Source organism: Formosa sp. Hel1_31_208, from assembly GCF_900104785.1.
Taxonomy (GTDB): Bacteria; Bacteroidota; Bacteroidia; order Flavobacteriales; family Flavobacteriaceae; genus Psychroserpens.
Genome location: NZ_LT629733.1, coordinates 798,451 through 815,781 on the forward strand (window position 1 = coordinate 798,451; position 17,331 = coordinate 815,781).

The 17,331-nt window shown below is 35.8% G+C and carries 13 protein-coding genes; 5 read left to right on the forward strand and 8 right to left on the reverse strand.

Annotation, left to right across the window (positions count from 1 at the left end):
- Positions 1–156: 156 nt before the first annotated feature.
- Complete coding sequence (locus BLT57_RS03425) at positions 157–1,983, reverse strand: TonB-dependent siderophore receptor (protein ID WP_091422304.1); 1,827 nt, start codon at positions 1,981–1,983, stop codon at positions 157–159.
- A gap of 141 nt (positions 1,984–2,124) precedes the next feature.
- On the opposite strand from BLT57_RS03425, the gene BLT57_RS03430 reads away from it, so the two are divergent.
- Genes BLT57_RS03430 through BLT57_RS03440 form a run of 3 tightly spaced genes read left to right on the forward strand, consistent with a single transcriptional unit; the run spans position 2,125 to position 3,337 of the window.
- Positions 2,125–2,649 carry a DUF2975 domain-containing protein gene (locus BLT57_RS03430; RefSeq protein WP_091422307.1) on the forward strand — a complete coding sequence of 175 codons (525 nt, stop codon included), beginning with the start codon at positions 2,125–2,127 and terminating at the stop codon, positions 2,647–2,649.
- A 2-nt stretch (positions 2,650–2,651) separates the two neighbouring features.
- On the forward strand, positions 2,652–3,128 hold the full coding sequence (locus BLT57_RS03435) for a DUF2975 domain-containing protein (protein ID WP_091422310.1): 477 nt from the start codon (positions 2,652–2,654) through the stop codon (positions 3,126–3,128).
- 2 nt (positions 3,129–3,130) lie between these two features.
- Positions 3,131–3,337: a helix-turn-helix transcriptional regulator gene (locus BLT57_RS03440; protein ID WP_091422312.1), complete on the forward strand. Its 207-nt coding sequence runs from the start codon at positions 3,131–3,133 to the stop codon at positions 3,335–3,337.
- On the opposite strand, the gene dinB is transcribed toward BLT57_RS03440, so the two are convergent.
- Positions 3,338–4,555: a DNA polymerase IV gene (gene dinB, locus BLT57_RS03445; RefSeq protein ID WP_091422313.1), complete on the reverse strand. Its 1,218-nt coding sequence runs from the start codon at positions 4,553–4,555 to the stop codon at positions 3,338–3,340. It abuts the gene before it with no gap.
- Positions 4,555–7,617 carry a DNA polymerase III subunit alpha gene (locus BLT57_RS03450; protein ID WP_091422316.1) on the reverse strand — a complete coding sequence of 1,021 codons (3,063 nt, stop codon included), beginning with the start codon at positions 7,615–7,617 and terminating at the stop codon, positions 4,555–4,557. Before BLT57_RS03450 ends, dinB begins: the two co-directional genes overlap by 1 nt.
- Positions 7,618–7,701: 84 nt before the next feature.
- Here BLT57_RS03450 and BLT57_RS03455 point away from each other — a divergent pair, with 84 nt between their 5' ends.
- Both BLT57_RS03455 and BLT57_RS14025 read left to right on the forward strand, forming a co-directional pair.
- Entirely contained in the window at positions 7,702–8,469 is a 768-nt protein-coding gene (locus BLT57_RS03455; protein ID WP_091422318.1) for a LexA family transcriptional regulator, read from the forward strand.
- Positions 8,470–8,566: 97 nt separating this feature from the next.
- A complete protein-coding gene (locus BLT57_RS14025) occupies positions 8,567–8,734 on the forward strand; it encodes a hypothetical protein (protein ID WP_157717110.1) in 168 nt (55 codons plus the stop codon).
- 82 nt (positions 8,735–8,816) lie between these two features.
- Here BLT57_RS14025 and BLT57_RS03460 read toward each other — a convergent pair whose 3' ends face one another.
- The 5 genes from BLT57_RS03460 to glmS all read right to left on the reverse strand — a co-directional run bounded on the left by BLT57_RS03460 (position 8,817) and on the right by glmS (position 17,326).
- Complete coding sequence (locus tag BLT57_RS03460; protein ID WP_091422320.1) at positions 8,817–9,092, reverse strand: F0F1 ATP synthase subunit epsilon; 276 nt, start codon at positions 9,090–9,092, stop codon at positions 8,817–8,819.
- Between the two features lie 17 nt (positions 9,093–9,109).
- Positions 9,110–10,618 carry a F0F1 ATP synthase subunit beta gene (gene atpD / locus BLT57_RS03465; protein ID WP_091422322.1) on the reverse strand — a complete coding sequence of 503 codons (1,509 nt, stop codon included), beginning with the start codon at positions 10,616–10,618 and terminating at the stop codon, positions 9,110–9,112.
- Positions 10,619–10,795: 177 nt separating this feature from the next.
- On the reverse strand, positions 10,796–12,487 hold the full coding sequence (locus tag BLT57_RS03470) for a G-D-S-L family lipolytic protein (protein ID WP_091426644.1): 1,692 nt from the start codon (positions 12,485–12,487) through the stop codon (positions 10,796–10,798).
- 10 nt (positions 12,488–12,497) lie between these two features.
- Positions 12,498–15,284: a TonB-dependent receptor domain-containing protein gene (locus tag BLT57_RS03475; RefSeq protein WP_091422325.1), complete on the reverse strand. Its 2,787-nt coding sequence runs from the start codon at positions 15,282–15,284 to the stop codon at positions 12,498–12,500.
- 194 nt (positions 15,285–15,478) lie between these two features.
- Positions 15,479–17,326 (reverse strand): glutamine--fructose-6-phosphate transaminase (isomerizing), encoded by a 1,848-nt coding sequence (gene glmS / locus BLT57_RS03480; protein WP_091422328.1) that lies wholly within the window; start codon positions 17,324–17,326, stop codon positions 15,479–15,481.
- Between the last annotated feature and the right edge of the window lie 5 nt (positions 17,327–17,331).

Below are 17,331 nucleotides of genomic sequence, written 5' to 3' on the forward strand. Positions count from 1 at the left end.
AGTGCTTTAATAATTCCGAAAAGGAATGCTTTGAAGATGTGATGGTTTTGAGAAGTGTTGTTTTATGAAAAGTTAATTTGTAACACTTTGCATATAGCTTACTTTCTATTATATGTAGACATTGTTAGACAATTGTTACAAAAAATTCTTTTTATTTTAGTTAAAACTGTATCGCATACCAAATAATACATTACTTGGCGGCATAGGCACAAATCCAGTTTCAATGTATTCTGCATTAAAAATGTTACTAGCGGTAATATTAAACTCCATTTGTTTTAAGCGCATAACTATTGATGCGTCCCAAACATTATAGGTTTGTCCTGTGGTACGTTCGACATATTTATACACCATATTTTGACGAACATTTTTAAATAACTGTGTGCTAAACCGCGCATTAAATTGATGCTTTAAGGTATTTAAAGCGTATCGTGATAGGTCTTCATTTTGATCTAAAATATTGTCGTCTAAAAAAGCATAGCCAAAAGCTAAGGTTTGTGTAAAACCTCTGATTATAAAGTTATAAGAGGCGTCAAATTCAAGACCTTTAGTATTAACTTCAGTGATATTGGTTGCGGTAAATATGCCTTGGGAAACATTAGGTCTGATATAATCAATAAGGTTGGTGGCATCTCTATTAAAAAAAGCAACCGACGCAGAAAATTTAGATGTAAAATATTTTAACCCTACTTCTTGTGCAAAGGCTTCTTCTGGTTCTAAATCAGGGTTTCCAGCGGTTGCAGGATCGCTGTAGAACAAATCGGTATAAGTTGGTATTCTGTAAGTATAACCCATATTTCCATAGGCTCTTAGGTTGTTCGAAATTTGAAATCCAACATCTAGTCCAGGGAAGGCATGAAATTTAAAGTCTGAGAAATAGGTGAGCGCAATACCTGGTGTAATGTCTAGTTTGTTATTGGCCAATTTGAATTGATGTTCGACAAATATATTAGTCATAAATCGGTTTCGCATTCCTAGGTTGTTACTTCTTAAATAGATTTTAGACATATCTACACCAAATCCAGTTACACCTGCTTTGGATGTGTAAGATGCATTCGCCTCCACGCCAATTTTATCTGAAATATGAAAATTTCTGAAAAAACCAGGATCATCGCGTCTCAGTAAAAACATGTCCTGATTGCGCTTCCAATATATGCGAGGTTGTATTTTTAATTTAGCCGATTTAAATGTCGTGGTGAACGCTACTAAGCTGTTTTGAGTTTCCTCGTATTCATTAAATGTAGGATTAGTAGTATAGAAGTTTTCAGCACCAAAATTACGCTCAAAGTAGGTGGCAATTAGTTCTATTGGCTGCTTGTTTTTATTAAAGATACTTTTGAGAAAGTAATTTGAATTGTCATAATCTGAGTTATTGCGATACCCTTCAGAGGTTACTTTTCCAGCATGTACAATATGAGATGAATTCTGTAATTCGCCACCAAGGGTTACTGATGCATTTAACTGTCCGAATGAACCTGTTTCTAAATTTGCTGAAACCGTATCATTTGAGTTGTTTTTGGTGACAATATTTATGGCTCCTGTGAAAGCATTTTGTCCAAATATACGAGCTGCAGGGCCTTTGATGATCTCAATTCGTTCAATAACGTCCAAAGGAAGTGCTGCATTCATAGTATGATGTCCCGTTTGAGCATCATCCATTTTTATACCATCAATAAGGAGTAAGGTCTGATCAAAGCCTCCACCTCTAATGTACAAATCGGCCTGACTTCCTCCAGTACCGCGTCTGCGGATATCTACACCGGCAACTTGTTGTAATAAGTCTGCAATATTTACAGCTGCACTGTTTTTAATGTCAGCAGAAGTGATTACAGTGATGGTTCTAGAATTTTCCTTGAAAGGAATGTCGATTCGTGTTGATGAAATTGTGATTGAATCTAAGTTTTGGGACGGAATATCTTGCGCAAAACAATGAACGGTAAATAGAATAGAAATTAGGGTTAAAATAAATCGTATATGTAGGTGCATTAGTGCTAAAATTTTGAGCAAAGTTAGTATTATTTTATTCCTAAAAAAGGTTTTGTTTTAAAATAATGACGTGTAAAATTATTGTTTTACGATAATTTTTATACATTTGTTATTGTTAAACGATAATCAAATAACTTAATCATGAAAGACAATACGAATATTTTAACAATCATAACTTGGGTTGTTTTGCTGTCTGCCATTTCAGTATTGCTCAATGATTTACGTGAGTTTGATTTTAATCGATTTGAAGAGTTTCAAAATTGGGCAAAAACCGCTGATAAGAATGAATCTTGGTTTGCATCAAAAAATGTAATCCAATGGAATTATTATGCTATTAGTGCCGGTTTGTTCTTTTGGCGAGGGTATCTCATTTATGGCTTTTCTTATTTTTTATCAATCCTAAAGGAAATTGAAAACGGACATTACTTTAGCGATAACAATATCAAATACTTTAAAAAAATTGGAAATATTTTTATTCAGTACACCATAAGTGTATTGATTTTACGGTTTATTTTGGCCTTGATTGGAGAGTCAACCTTTAACTTTTTTAATGAGCTCAAGGCAGAATTCACCTTTTTAATTCCGGCAGGTTTGGCCTTTTATATTCTTGCTGAAATTTTTAAACGCGGAAAACAAGCTGAAGAGGATAATGAATTAACGATATAACTATGAGAAAAATAAAATTTCTAAATGCTTTTGTTAAAGTGTTGATTGTGATATATATATGTCACTTTGTAGCCAATTTCTATCTCACTTTTTTCACTGATTTTATCAAGTCCTATGAAGATCTGTATAAAGGTTTTATTTTTGGATATTATACCCAATTTGTAAGCATAGTATTTTCTATACTAACATTTCTAGGTTTATTACTCATTAAGATTGGTTTGGGTAGTATTATTAAAGATGGACTCTTTAATTTTAAAAGTGCTACTAAATTTAAAACTGCTGGTAAGTTGTTCCTCGTTTCAGGTTTTTTAAGTCTGGTTTTTAGCGTGGTATTGTTTTATTGTTCTCAAGAATTAGCCTTAATAGGCGAAATAGGACAAGATTTTCTTTTAATGGTCATAGGGTTTAGCTTATATATTATAGCGGATGTTTTACAAAATGGGAGCCTCCTAAAACAAGAAAATGAATTAACAATCTAATCATGCCAATAGTAATTAATTTAGATGTCATGTTGACAAAGCGAGGAATGAAGAGCAATGAACTTGCAGAAATTGTTGGCATTACCACAGCAAACCTTTCCATTTTAAAAACAGGAAAAGCCAAAGCAATGCGATTTTCTACTTTGGCAGCTATTTGTAAAGCTTTAGATTGTCAGCCAGCTGATATATTGGAATATATAGAAGAGTAGTTACTGCCGTCTATTAGCTAATAGAGGAGGAGGTTCTCCTGTAAACGGATTCCATCTACTAATCGTTTTAGCTTCCATGCCTGCCGCGTTTATGACAGCTCTATCTCCATAACGCTCACGCATTTTGTCTATGGCTTCGCTGAGGTGTAGTAGTTTCTCATCGTCCTCAAACAAATGAATTTGATGCCCGCCTTCTACCAAATGACTAAATTTTACGCCAACTAATCGCACTAGAAGTCGGCGATTATAGAGCTTTTTAAACAAATCTAAGACTACAGTAATGATACTGTGGTCCATAGAGCTGTAAGGAATCCGTTGTTGTTGTGTATAAGTTTGAAAATCGGAATAGCGAATTTTAAAGGTCACGCAAGCGGTTAGTTTATTACCACGTCGTAATTGATAAGCTAAGTTTTCTGCCATAGCAATCACAATGCCTTTTAGTTTAGAGATGTCGGTTGTATCTTTGTTAAAGGTGCGTTCTGTAGAAATTGATTTTCGTTCGTGGTATTGTACTACGGGACTGTTGTCGATCCCATTTGCTTTTTGCCAAATAGAAAGGCCGTTTTTCCCTAAGACCTTATGCATTAATTCCATAGGCATTTCCTGTACGGTTTTAATTTGTTTGACACCCAGATCACATAAAGCTTTGTAGGTGACATTACCAACCATTGGAATTTTTTTCACTGAAAGTGGTGCAAGAAAAGGTTTTTCGGTTCCTGAAAGAATACGTATTTCATTATTCGGTTTGGCTTCTCCTGTGGCTATTTTTGAAACGGTTTTATTCAGGGATAATCCAAATGAAATGGGCAATCCTGTTTCTTTAATGATACGTTGGCGCAACTCTGAAGCCAGTTTGTGACAGCCAAAAAATTTATCCATTCCTGTAAGATCAATATAAAATTCATCAACAGAAGTCTTTTCGTATAAAGGGACACTGTCTTTAATAACGTCTGTTACATCTTGTGAAAATTTTGTGTAAACACCTGTATTTCCTCTAAGGATAATAGCTTCTGGGCACAGTTGTTTGGCCATACGCATTGGCATCGCAGAATGTATACCAAATTGTCGAGCCTCATAACTGCAGGATGCCACCACGCCACGATCACTCGTGCCACCAATAAGCACAGGTTTACCGTTAAGTTTACTATCAAGTAAGCGTTCACAGGATACGAAAAACGTATCTAAATCCATGTGTACTATAGAACGGTTGTAGCTCATTAATCTTTAAACTTTATTGTTATATGATGTGTGGTAGTACTACCTAATGCGTGGGTTGCTTTGTGATCTTCAAAGCTTTTTTTATTCTGAAATGTGGTGTTTTTAGAGTTTATGGCATAACGAGGGTCTTCAATAATCGTTGCTCGCTCCATACGCGACACTTCAATGGTGATACAATCAAATTCTACCATGACTTTTCCTGTAATGCTATAGATTCCATTACCTCGAAACGGATATTTGGCAGCCACAGGTGGAAAATGAACCGTATCAATAAAATTACCATCGTAATCTAAAAAGGTTCCAAAGAACATGTTTTTTCGGTTTGCTGTTTTGGTGTTTTTTACCGCGACCAAATAGCCTTCAATAACGATGGTTTTATGCTGAAAACCGATTAGCTGTTTTGCACGCATAGGGTTTGAAGATGGGATTTTTAGCAAATGAAATGGATTACATAACGGAAAGCCCAATAATTCAATTTCATCAAAGGCATTTTCTAAATCTGTACTAGATAATTTTGGTGTTTTATAGCTAATGCGTTCTGTTTTAAACAAGGTCATGATATGCTCTTCAAGCACTGTTTTACTTATTTTTAGATGTGCCTGCCAAAGCAATTCACGCTTATTGATGTTGGTAAATCTAAAGGCATTTATTTTAATTAAAATGGCGATTTGTTCTACGGAAATCGGTACGCGTTCAATAAAATCGTCCAGACTTTTAAATCGGCCATTTTTAGCACGCTCTGTAACCACCTGTTTCATGAGTTTCGATTCGAAGGATTGTAAGAACATAAACCCTAAGAAAATGGTTTTTCCTTTAATGATAGCTTGTGTATAGCTGGTGTTAACGCAAGGCGATTCAATGATACCTCCATGCATTCTGGCTTCATGAACATAGAGTTCGGTTCTATAAAATCCACCAAAATTATTGATGCAAGCAGTCATGTACTCTAATGGGAAATAGGCTTTTAAAAACAAACTTTGATAACTTTCTACCGCATAGGATGCCGAATGACCTTTAGCAAAAGCATAACCAGCAAAGCTTTCTATTTGCCTCCAGATTTCTTTGGTGAGTGCTTCCGATTTCCCAGCATGTTTACAATTATCAAAAAAACGTTGTTTAACTTTTAAAAATTCATCTCGAGAGCGAAATTTCCCAGACATACCTCGACGTAACATATCGGCTTCGCCTAAATCGAGTCCACCAAAATGATGAGCCACTTTAATCACATCCTCTTGGTAGACCATCACACCATAAGTTTCGGGCATGATTTTTAACAGGACAGGATGTGCCTCTTTGCGTTTCTCTGGAAAGCGATATCTCAAGATGTATTCACGCATCATACCACTTTGGGAAACTCCTGGGCGAATAACCGAACTTGCTGCAACCAATCCTAAATAATTATCCACTTGTAATTTTTTAAGAAGCATGCGCATGGCAGGAGATTCTACATAAAAGCAACCAATGGCTTTTGCATTTCTAAGCAGGTCTTTAATGCGTTCATCTTTTTTAAAACGCTTGATGTCATGAATATCAACAGGTGGTTTTTTCGGGTGATTATAACGCACAATTTCAACAGCTTCTTTAATCTTTCCCAGTCCACGCTGACTCAAAACATCAAACTTATACAAGCCAATATCTTCTGCAACGACCATATCAAACTGTGTGGTAGCAAATCCTTTTGGCGGCATAAAGGTGGCGCCATAGTGATGAATGGGTTTTTCTGAGATTAAAATACCTCCTGCGTGGATTCCTAAATAGTTTGGAAACCCTTCAATATAAGTACTGTATTTAATGACCAATTGGGAGAGTTTGTCGAGTTGATGGATTTGGTATTTTCTTCTGGTGAGCACATCCATTTCAGATTTTGGCAAGCCGAAAACTTTTCCTAATTCTCTAACCGAAGCTCTAAATTTAAAGGTATTATAAACGGTAATGAGTGCGGTATGCTTAAAGGTCTTAAAGATGAATTCGGTAATATCATCACGATCTCTCCATGAAAAATCAATATCAAAATCTGGTGGATTTTGACGGAATAGATTAATGAAACGCTCAAAATACAGGTCTAATTCTACAGGATCGACATCTGTAATTCGCAACAAATAAGCAACAATGCTATTAGCGCCACTACCACGACCAACATAAAAATAATTTTTGCTACGTGCGTATTTTAGAATTTTCCAATTGATTAAAAAATAGGAAACGAAGTTTTTTTCTTCTATAATCTTTAATTCCTTTTCAATACGTTCAAAAACACGAACACCCGGTTTTTTATAACGGTAATGTAAACCTTGATATGTGAGTTTTTTAAGTAGCCGAAAATCTAAGGGTTCGTTATTGGTATATGATTTTTGATTATTAGGTGTTTGTTGCGAGAAATCAAAGTCGATAGAACAATTGTCTAATAGCTGTTGTGTATTTTGAATGAGTTCTGGGAATTCTTGATAGGTGTTACAGAGTTGGTCATATGGTAGCATCATATCATTGATGTCACCTTCTTCAGATTTGGACAGTTTACTTAATAAGGTATTATTATCAATGGCTCGCAATAGGCGATGGGTATTAAATCCCTTTTTATTTTGAAAGGAAACGGTTTTTAAAATTACTAGTTTGTGTTGTAAGCGATTCCATCGTGAAAACTTGAGTGTATTGAGGTCTTTTGGTTTGATTCCTAAGAACTCGTTTGTTTTTAAATCATATGTTTTATCTTTTTGATATGGATAAATCACGTAACAATCTTGAATTTCTCTATCTGGTTGTTCAGGAATTAGCAAGTCATGATTGTGTAAAAACTCAGATAAATAGCTATTGATATTTTTAAATCCGTGGTTGTTTTTTGCCACTAAAATGAACTGTTGCTTTGCGCCATTTCTAAAATCGACGCCAAGAATAGGTTTGATCTTATAGTTTTTAGACATGCGTACAAAATCTAAACAAGCAGAAGTATTGTTAATGTCGGTTAGAGCCAAAGTGTTCAAACCATTCGCAGAGGCAATGGCTAGTAGTTGTTTTGGCGCAATTGTGCCATAACGTAAGCTATAATATGTGTGACAATTAAGGTGCATAATCAGGATTAACAAAATTAACTACTATATGTAGTTATTGTTGCTTACATTTGTAGTAAGTACTGTTAAAATTAAAATACAACGATGAAAAACATACAAGCTAATATTAGACACTTACGTCTGCTCAAGAAACTTTCACAAGAACGATTTGCAGATGAGTTGGGTTGGTCGCGTTCTATGGTAGGATCCTATGAAGAAGGGCGGTCAGAGCCACCCATTGAACGTTTGATTGATTTGTCGAACTATTTTAATATCCCGATAGATATTTTAGTTAAAAATGATTTGAGACGTGCTAAGGACACCTCCTTTATACAAATAGGAACTAAGCGTGTATTGTTTCCAGTAACGGTAAATGAGGATAATGAAGATTTGATTGAAATCATTCCTGCTAAGGCATCTGCGGGTTATTTAGAAGGCTATGATGATCCAGAATATATTGAGCAGTTACAAAAAATCAAACTCCCTTTTTTACCAACGGGAACTCATCGTGCATTTCCAATAAAAGGGGATTCGATGTTACCTGTAAAAGATGGGTCGTTTATTGTGGCAAAGTTTGTAGAAGCTATTGGCGATGTAAAAAGTGGGCGAACCTATATTGTTTTGACTAAAGATGATGGTTTGGTGTATAAGCGTGTGTATTTACCAGAAGGAGATGAAGAGAATGTATTATTAAGTTCAGATAATAAGGCTTATCAACCTTATTTGGTATCTAAAGAAAACATCTTAGAGCTTTGGGAGTTTACTTGTTGTATCAATACACAGGAATATGATGAAAAAGAGTTGAAACTCAGTAGTATTATGACAATGTTTCAGGAGTTAAAAGTGGAGTTAGAGGCTGTAAGAAAATTCTAAATAATTGAAAATCAAATAAATAATATTTAAAAAGTTAAGAGTATGTTAAAATAATTTAGTACATTAGAGGTGATACTAACCAACTCACTCAACTAATATGGCAACGAAAAACAAAAAATTTCAGTTTTTAAGGGCTTTAGATGTCACTACATTTTTCTTATTAATACTCTTTGTAGCTTTTTTTGTTAAAACAATTATGGCTGTTGTAAATGGGTTCCAATCGGAAGTATATACTAATGTTGTAGCTGGATTAAGTAGTCTGTAACAGAGTGCTTAAATCAGGATTAAAAATAAAAAAACGCCAAACTAAATGTTTGGCGTTTTTTTATATAAGATAAGGTCTTGTTTTAGTCAGCTAATACAATGACTTTATTGTCTTTCATTTCAATTGTTCCAGAAGTAATTGGCAACCAAAACCCTTTATCGGTTTTGTTGAATAAAGCTTCAACCTCTTCTTCTAGAGAAATGTTACCGTTAATTTTAACGTTACCTTCTTTTAGTAAAGAGATGATAGGTGCGTGATTGTTTAACATTTCAAATTCACCCATAACACCTGGAACAGTAACGCTAGTTACTTCTCCGCTAAATAAGGTAGCTTCTGGTGATACAATTTCTAAATGCATGGTTCTATAATTTTAGATTAAGCTTCTGCAAGCATTTTCTCTCCAGCCTCAACAGCTTCTTCAATAGTTCCTTTAAGGTTAAAGGCCGCTTCTGGCAAGTGATCTAATTCACCATCCATAATCATGTTAAATCCTTTGATAGTTTCTTTAATATCAACTAATACACCTTTAAGACCTGTAAATTGCTCAGCTACGTGGAATGGTTGAGATAAGAAACGTTGTACACGTCTTGCTCTACCTACAGCCATTTTATCTTCTTCAGATAATTCTTCCATACCTAAGATGGCAATAATATCTTGTAATTCTTTATAACGTTGTAATAACTCTTTTACTCTCTGTGCGCAATCATAATGTTCTGCACCTAAGATGTCAGCCGTTAAAATTCTTGATGTAGAATCTAATGGATCTACCGCAGGATAGATACCTAGCTCAGCAATCTTACGAGATAATACTGTTGTTGCATCTAAGTGAGCAAAGGTTGTTGCAGGCGCAGGATCGGTTAAATCATCTGCGGGTACGTAAACCGCTTGTACAGATGTAATAGATCCTTTTTTAGTAGAAGTAATACGTTCTTGCATCGCACCCATTTCGGTTGCTAACGTAGGTTGGTAACCTACCGCAGAAGGCATACGACCTAATAATGCAGATACCTCAGATCCAGCTTGTGTAAAACGGAATATGTTATCTACGAAGAAAAGTACGTCTTTTCCTTGTCCGTCACCAGCTCCATCTCTAAAATATTCTGCTATGGTTAATCCTGAAAGTGCCACACGTGCACGTGCTCCAGGAGGCTCATTCATTTGTCCGAAAACGAAAGTTGCTTTAGAATCTTTCATGGCAGCTTTATCCACTTTAGATAAATCCCATCCACCGTCTTCCATAGAATGCATAAAGTCATCACCATATTTGATAATACCTGATTCTAACATTTCACGAAGTAAATCGTTACCCTCACGAGTACGTTCACCTACACCAGCAAATACTGAAAGTCCACCGTGTCCTTTTGCAATGTTGTTAATCAACTCTTGGATCAATACTGTTTTACCAACACCAGCACCACCAAATAATCCAATTTTACCACCTTTTGCATAAGGCTCAATCAAATCGATGACTTTAATACCAGTAAATAAAACTTCTGTAGACGTTGACAAATCTTCAAATTTTGGTGCTTGTCTGTGAATAGGTAAACCGCTATCACCAGCTTTTGGTAAATCTCCAATACCATCAATGGCATCTCCAATAACGTTGAAAAGACGTCCGTAGATATCTTCACCAACAGGCATTTGTATAGGAGCACCCGTTGCAGTTACTTCTGTACCTCTACTCAAACCATCCGATGAATCCATCGCGATTGTACGTACCGTATCTTCACCAATGTGAGATTGTACTTCAAGGACTAGAATAGAACCATCAGCTTTTTTAATTTCTAATGAATCATAGATTTTTGGAAGTTCAGCACCTGTTTCGAATGCAACATCGATAACTGGACCTACTATTTGTGCAACTTTACCTGTAACTTTTGACATTACTTATGTGTTTAATGTTTAGATATTTCTATTGAAAAAACATTCGTTTTTCGCGCTGCAAAGATATATTTTTTAATTTAAAACTAATGCAAATTTTATTGCTTTTTTGCGCATAAAAAAACACCTTCATTCGAGCTTTCGAAAAGAAGGTGTTTTTAAAGTATATTTTAATTTCTTTTATTGCAAAGAAGACGAGAAGTTAGTCGGCAAATTACCAGCATTAGGAGTTGATCCCGAAGCAATAAAATTTGACCCAAAGGCTTCATCAATTGCAACTAAAAACTCTCTAGCCATTAATCCATAACCTCTGGACGTTAAATGAATTCCGTCTAAGCTTACTAATCCTCCAAAAACTAGATCTGTAGTCATTATATAATCATCATAAGCATAACCAGATATAGAAGCTTGTTCTAGCACAGCTCTTAAATCGACCAAAGCTACATTAGGATTGGCATCTGTTATAGCTAAAATTGTCCCGTTATAAGAAGCTGTTGCTGTTGCGATTAGTGTTTGCTCTTGTGGTGTCAATACCCATTTGTCTTCTAAAGGTAATGTTATGCCTTCAACTGCAAATTGACCTGCCACTTCAGGTGGTAATAATGCAGCTAATGCTGTTGCAACATCTTCGTTTACTTTACCAATAATAGAACTACTTGGTAACACTAATAAATCATTTTCGGTAGCTTGTCTTGCTTGTCCGTAAGCACCTCCTAAAAATCCAGCAACCTGCGGAGCCGCTTGAGGTGGTAAGCCAAACTGTCCAATAAACGCTGCAAACGCAGGATCTGGCCCTAAAGCTGCTGCTATCGTGCCAGATAGATCTAGTAAGTCTTCATCTTTAATTACGACGGGATTAGTTTCCGTCGTTGAAAATGTAATTATACGAGAAGGATCTGCAACAGCAAATATTTGGTTTAATGCACCGTATATTTGGTTTAATGTCGGTATTTGAGCTACAAGGTCTGGTCCATTATCTGGATCATTTGGATCTAATGGATTGTGAGGTACCGTTGTAAAGTGAGATAAACTTGTAATATCTGGCACAGTGGTTACTACGCCTTTAGCTCCATTTTGTGTCAAAGCAGCCACCATAGTACTAAATGATTGGGCAAAAACATTTGGATCTGTTATATCATTACTATTATAAGTCGATGGATTTGTATTACCTGTTCGGTCTACACCTGTACCACCTGATACAGCGTAGGCTAAAACATCATTACCACCACCAATTTCGGAAAGTGTAAAAAATGTGGGATTTTGAGCCAATGCATCTTCTAACATAGATGCTGTAGGGGAACTCGCCATACGACCAAAGTAAGGATTAAAAGCTCCGTAACCATTTAGAGGTCCATGAAAACTTTTTGCTCCTGGAACACCAATATTATTAAAGATTCCTCCTAGGTTATTAAGTGCTTCTGTGGTAGGCAACTCTGGTGTGAAATCCAACTCATCAGGCACCACACCTAGTGGATATGGTCCAGAATCAAAATCATCGCTTGGGTCAGGATCGTTATAAAAATATAGTCTAGGTCCAAAACTACCATCTTGCATTGGACTCCCTCCAAACAAGAAACCTCCAATATTATCATTCATTAATGGTTGTGTGAAATCTCCACCTCCTACTTTGGCAAATTGTTTAGCCAATAAATTAGGAAACGAATTCTCTTGCGTAGCAATGAATAATGCGTTGTCTGAAAATCCTGCTGTAAAAGAAGCTCCAACGGCTACATAATTTGAAAAATCGGCAGAGCCAGCAGTTAGTTCTGGAAGAACAACTTCTGGTGCAGTCATATCGAAATCTTCTTCATCGTTGCAAGCTGTGAAACCAATAAGTACAGCTGAAAGTAAAATATATTTTATAGTTTTCATTATTGTTTTTTTATAGGTTATTGATTGTCCAAGACACATAGTACATAGACCCTATGAATCCTGTTCCAAAAGCTGTAAAATATTCTTTACCAGTTAAGTTGGTCGCACCAGCTTTGAATGACGACTTTAAACTTGGAACTCTCAGGTTAATTTGTGCATCAAGAACATGAAATTCTGGAACCACACCGTTTCCAAATGTAGCTTCCCAGAAATAATCATCACTAAATCGATAGGCAACATTAAAACCGAAGTTTTTAAATAAATCAGTATTACCAAATGACGCCTTAAATTTATGTTCTGGAGTGTTGAAGTTGGTCATGAAATCAGGATTTGCCTCTTGATCAAAATCTTGCTTAGTAAATGTATAACTACCTCCTAAATCAAAATCTTTGAATACCTTAGTTGATAGTCCAATAGAAGCACCGTAAGAATTTACATCTGCAGAAGAGTTTGTATAACCGCTATATGCCTGGAAGTCACCATTTGATATGGCTGCAACTGATAAGGATCCGTCACCTACGGTTCCATAATAAGGAGCAATTACCACTTCTTGAGAAATAAAATCTTTGTAATTATTATAATAGGCACTAAAATCTACAATTACCCTACTAAATTTACCACGATATCCAACTTCCACCGATGTTACTTGCTCGGGTTTAATTAATTCAGGATTTGCTATTTCTAAAACTGCAGGGTTTCCTGTTGCACTTAATGCATTAACAGAATTTAGAGTATAAGAGTTGTTATATGCTGCGGCACCTGTTTGGGTAATGACACCCGGTTGCCCCAGTGCTTGTCCACCACCACTAACTTCAAAGGTTCTGGTCCATCTGTCTAAGTTGTCTGGCGCAGAACCAACTAAAATAGCTCTACCTGCATCTAGACCAATAAATAAATCTTGTGTTGTAGGATTTCTAAACCCAGTTTGTACTGAGGCTCTAATATTATGATTATCATTGACTGTAAGTCCGGCAGATAGTCTTGGCGAGAAGAACCCATCAAAAAATTCTGATTTGTCATAACGGAGCGACCCTGTTAATTTTAAATCCATCATTTCATTAAGCTCTAATTCTTTTTGAATTTGAGTATAAATACCAAATTCTGAGTAGTTAATAGGACCATCATTATCCGTATAAATAGTTCCACCTGAATTTAAGCTGTATTGTCTAAAAGAACCACCAACTTGGATATCTGCAAAATCTACAAGATGGCTAAAGTTATAATTAGCATCGGCATGATAATATTTTGAAGCATCTTGAAATTTGGAACCTGATGATAAATCAGGATTTTCAATACTTCTATTGAAGGCTTCTTTAAATTCAGCAGTTCCTGGTTCAAAACGACCAGTTTCTGCTATTGCTCGTCCAGTGGCATGAGCTTCTTCGTTCGTAGCACCATTAAGTGTTGCTGTAACATACCCACCAACATACTCACCAAACCACGTATTGTCGTCTTTCCATGCTCTGTTAATGTTAATACCAGTAAATACCATGTCATAGGAATCTCCTGCTTTATCAGCAACTACATAACCTCTTAAGAAGAAATTATCATTTCTAACTTCTAGCTTATGTTGCTGTTGGAAGAAACCATTAATGTTATATCTGTTTGTGCCTTGATATATTGTTGATCCAGTACCTACCTTACCAACATAAGATAATTCTAAATTATTCCCTTCAATTGGTCGGTAGTATAGGCCCCAATCGGCTTTAATGCTTTCAGCATTATAATTCGTTAAATCACGTTCGTTGTAACCTGTTCTACTTACGTTAACAGAAGGGACTAAGGCATTTGCTCCACCGGGTAAAATCCCTAAACCCTCTAGGGTAACAGCTACGCTATTTATATCTGTAGACACTTCATCACCATAAACATTGATACCGTTATAATTTAGGTTAGTAGTTCTTGAACCACCAATTATATCACTATCAACTTCACTAGTTGCTGCCCAATCAGTTCCTTTTAAATATCCAAAATTCACTTTAGCGGCAAATTTATCACTAAACTTATGTGCTAAACGTATTCCTAAATCGGTATATTCATTATCACCAGCCGCCTCTTGAGAGGTAATTCCTCTTTTAATGTAGCCACTGATTCCCTGATGATCAAAAGGGTTTTTACTTCTCATAAATAAAATACCATTAAAGGCATTTGCTCCATAAAGTGCTGAAGAAGCACCAGGAAGAAGCTCAACACTTAATACATCTGTTTCAGTCATACCAACAAGATTTCCAATTGGAAAGTTTAAGGCAGGAGTAGAGTTATCCATACCATCCACGAGTTGCATAAATCGGGTATTGGCGAATGTGGCAAATCCTCTCGTGTTAATGGATTTAAACGTTAAACTATTGGTGTTAACATCCACACCTTTTAGGTTTTCTAGACCACCATAAAAATCGGCTGAAGCCGTATTCTTTATTTCTTTAAGTCCGAATCGTTCTATCGTTACAGGAGATTCAAAAATACGCTCTGGTGTTCTCGAAGCCGAAATAACAACTTCATCTAAGGAAGTACCTTCCACCATTGTAATATCTATAGTTTGAGGGTTAGTGGTTACTTCTTTTGTGACAGTGTTAAAGCCAACACTACTTACCTGAATGGTAAAAGGGGGTTCTTGATTGACTAGTAACGTGAAGTTTCCGTCGAAATCTGTAATTGTTCCTGAGGTCGTTCCTACAACAATAATATTAGCTCCAGGAAGGGGGATACCATTATTGTCTGTAACTTTTCCTTTCACTGTAGTTTGTGCAAAAGTAAATGCAAAACTAAACAGCATCATAATCTTGAAAATTGTCTTCATTTTAGGGATTTAGTTATATTATGTGAAGCAATATAAATAATTTAATTATACTGAATTAAAAAAAACCTAAAAATTATGCGTGCATAATAGACAATTAACAGAAAAGCAGCCAATTAAATTAAGATTGCGAAAAAAATAAAGCCGAAAACAAGAATTTAATATTTTCGCATTTTCAAATATATGTTGTACAACAATTATTCTACGGTAACAGCTTTTGCTAAATTACGTGGTTGATCTACATTTTTACCTAACATCAGTGCGATGTGATAGGAAAGTAATTGTAAAGGTATAGTTGTTAAAAGTGGCGTGAGCGATTCTATAGTCTCTGGAACTTCGATAACGTGGTCTGCAAGTTCTTTAACTTGTTTATCACCTTCGGTAACAATTCCAATGATTTTTCCTTTACGGGATTTTATTTCCTGAATATTACTTACAACTTTTGCATAGTGTCCTTTTTTGGTAGCAATAACAACAATTGGCATGTTTTCATCTATCAAAGCAATAGGTCCATGTTTCATTTCCGCAGCTGGATAGCCTTCAGCATGGATGTAAGAAATCTCTTTTAATTTTAAAGCTCCTTCAAGGGCTACAGGGAAATTATAACCTCGTCCTAAGTATAAAAAGTTATGCACATCTTTATAAATAGCAGCTATGGTTTTTACATAGGCGTCAGATTCTAAAGCTTTTTTAACTTTATCAGGAATTAATTCTAATTCTATTAAGTGGCGTCTGAAGTCTGAACTAGAAATCGTGCCCCTAGCTCTAGATAAACGCAAGGCTATAAGTGTTAACACCGTAATTTGTGTTGTAAATGCTTTAGTGGAAGCAACACCAATTTCAGGGCCGGCGTGCGTATAGGCTCCAGCATGTGCTTCTCTAGCGATTGAAGACCCAACCACATTACACACACCAAAAACGAAAGCCCCTTTAGATTTAGCTAACTTAATAGCAGCGAGGGTGTCGGCAGTTTCTCCGGATTGAGAAATTGCTATAACGACATCATTTTCGTAAATGATTGGATTTCTATATCTAAACTCGGAAGCATATTCTACTTCAACAGGAATTCGGGCTAAATCTTCAAAAATATATTCTGCGACTAAGCCAGCATGCCAAGAAGTTCCACAAGCTACAATGATAATTCTATTAGCATTGAGGAATTTTTTCATATTGTCTTCAACACCAGCCATTTTAATAATGGCTTCATTGGTAAGCAGTCTGCCTCGAAATGTATCCAGAATTGCACTTGGTTGTTCATAAATTTCTTTGAGCATAAAGTGGTCATACCCGCCTTTTTCAATTTGCTCTAAATTTAATTGTAATTCTTGTACATAAGGATCGACAAGAGAATCATCTTTGATTTTTCTAATTTTCACCCCTTTGTCACGACGAATAATTGCCATTTCTTCATCTTCCAGATAAATAGCGTTTTTGGTGTATTCAATAAAAGGAGAAGCATCACTTGCAATAAAGAATTCGTCATCTCCGATTCCTATGGCTAGCGGACTACCAAGTCTTGCTACTACAATTTCATTTGGTTTATTTCTATCAAATACTGCAATTGCGTATGCTCCAATGACTTGGTTTAATGCAATTTGAACTGCTTTACCAAGTTTTAAATTTTCGTTTTTTTTGACGTCTTCGATTAAATTGACCAAGACTTCAGTATCCGTATCTGACTTAAATGTATAACCTCTTTTTATCAGCTCTTTTTTAAGCGACTCATAATTTTCAATGATTCCATTATGAATAATGACTAAATCTCCAGAATTTGAATAGTGCGGGTGTGAATTGATATCATTTGGCACACCATGAGTTGCCCAACGTGTATGACCTATGCCGAGAGTGCCATTTGTAGTGATTTCTGATTCTAGCTTTGATTCGAGATCAGCAACTTTACCTTTTGTTTTAGAAAGCTTAATGTCTGTGCCGTCGTAAAGGGCGATTCCTGCACTGTCATAGCCTCTATATTCCAGTCGTTTTAAACCTTTAAGAATGATAGGGTAAGCTTCTCGATGTCCTATATAACCAACAATTCCGCACATAATGA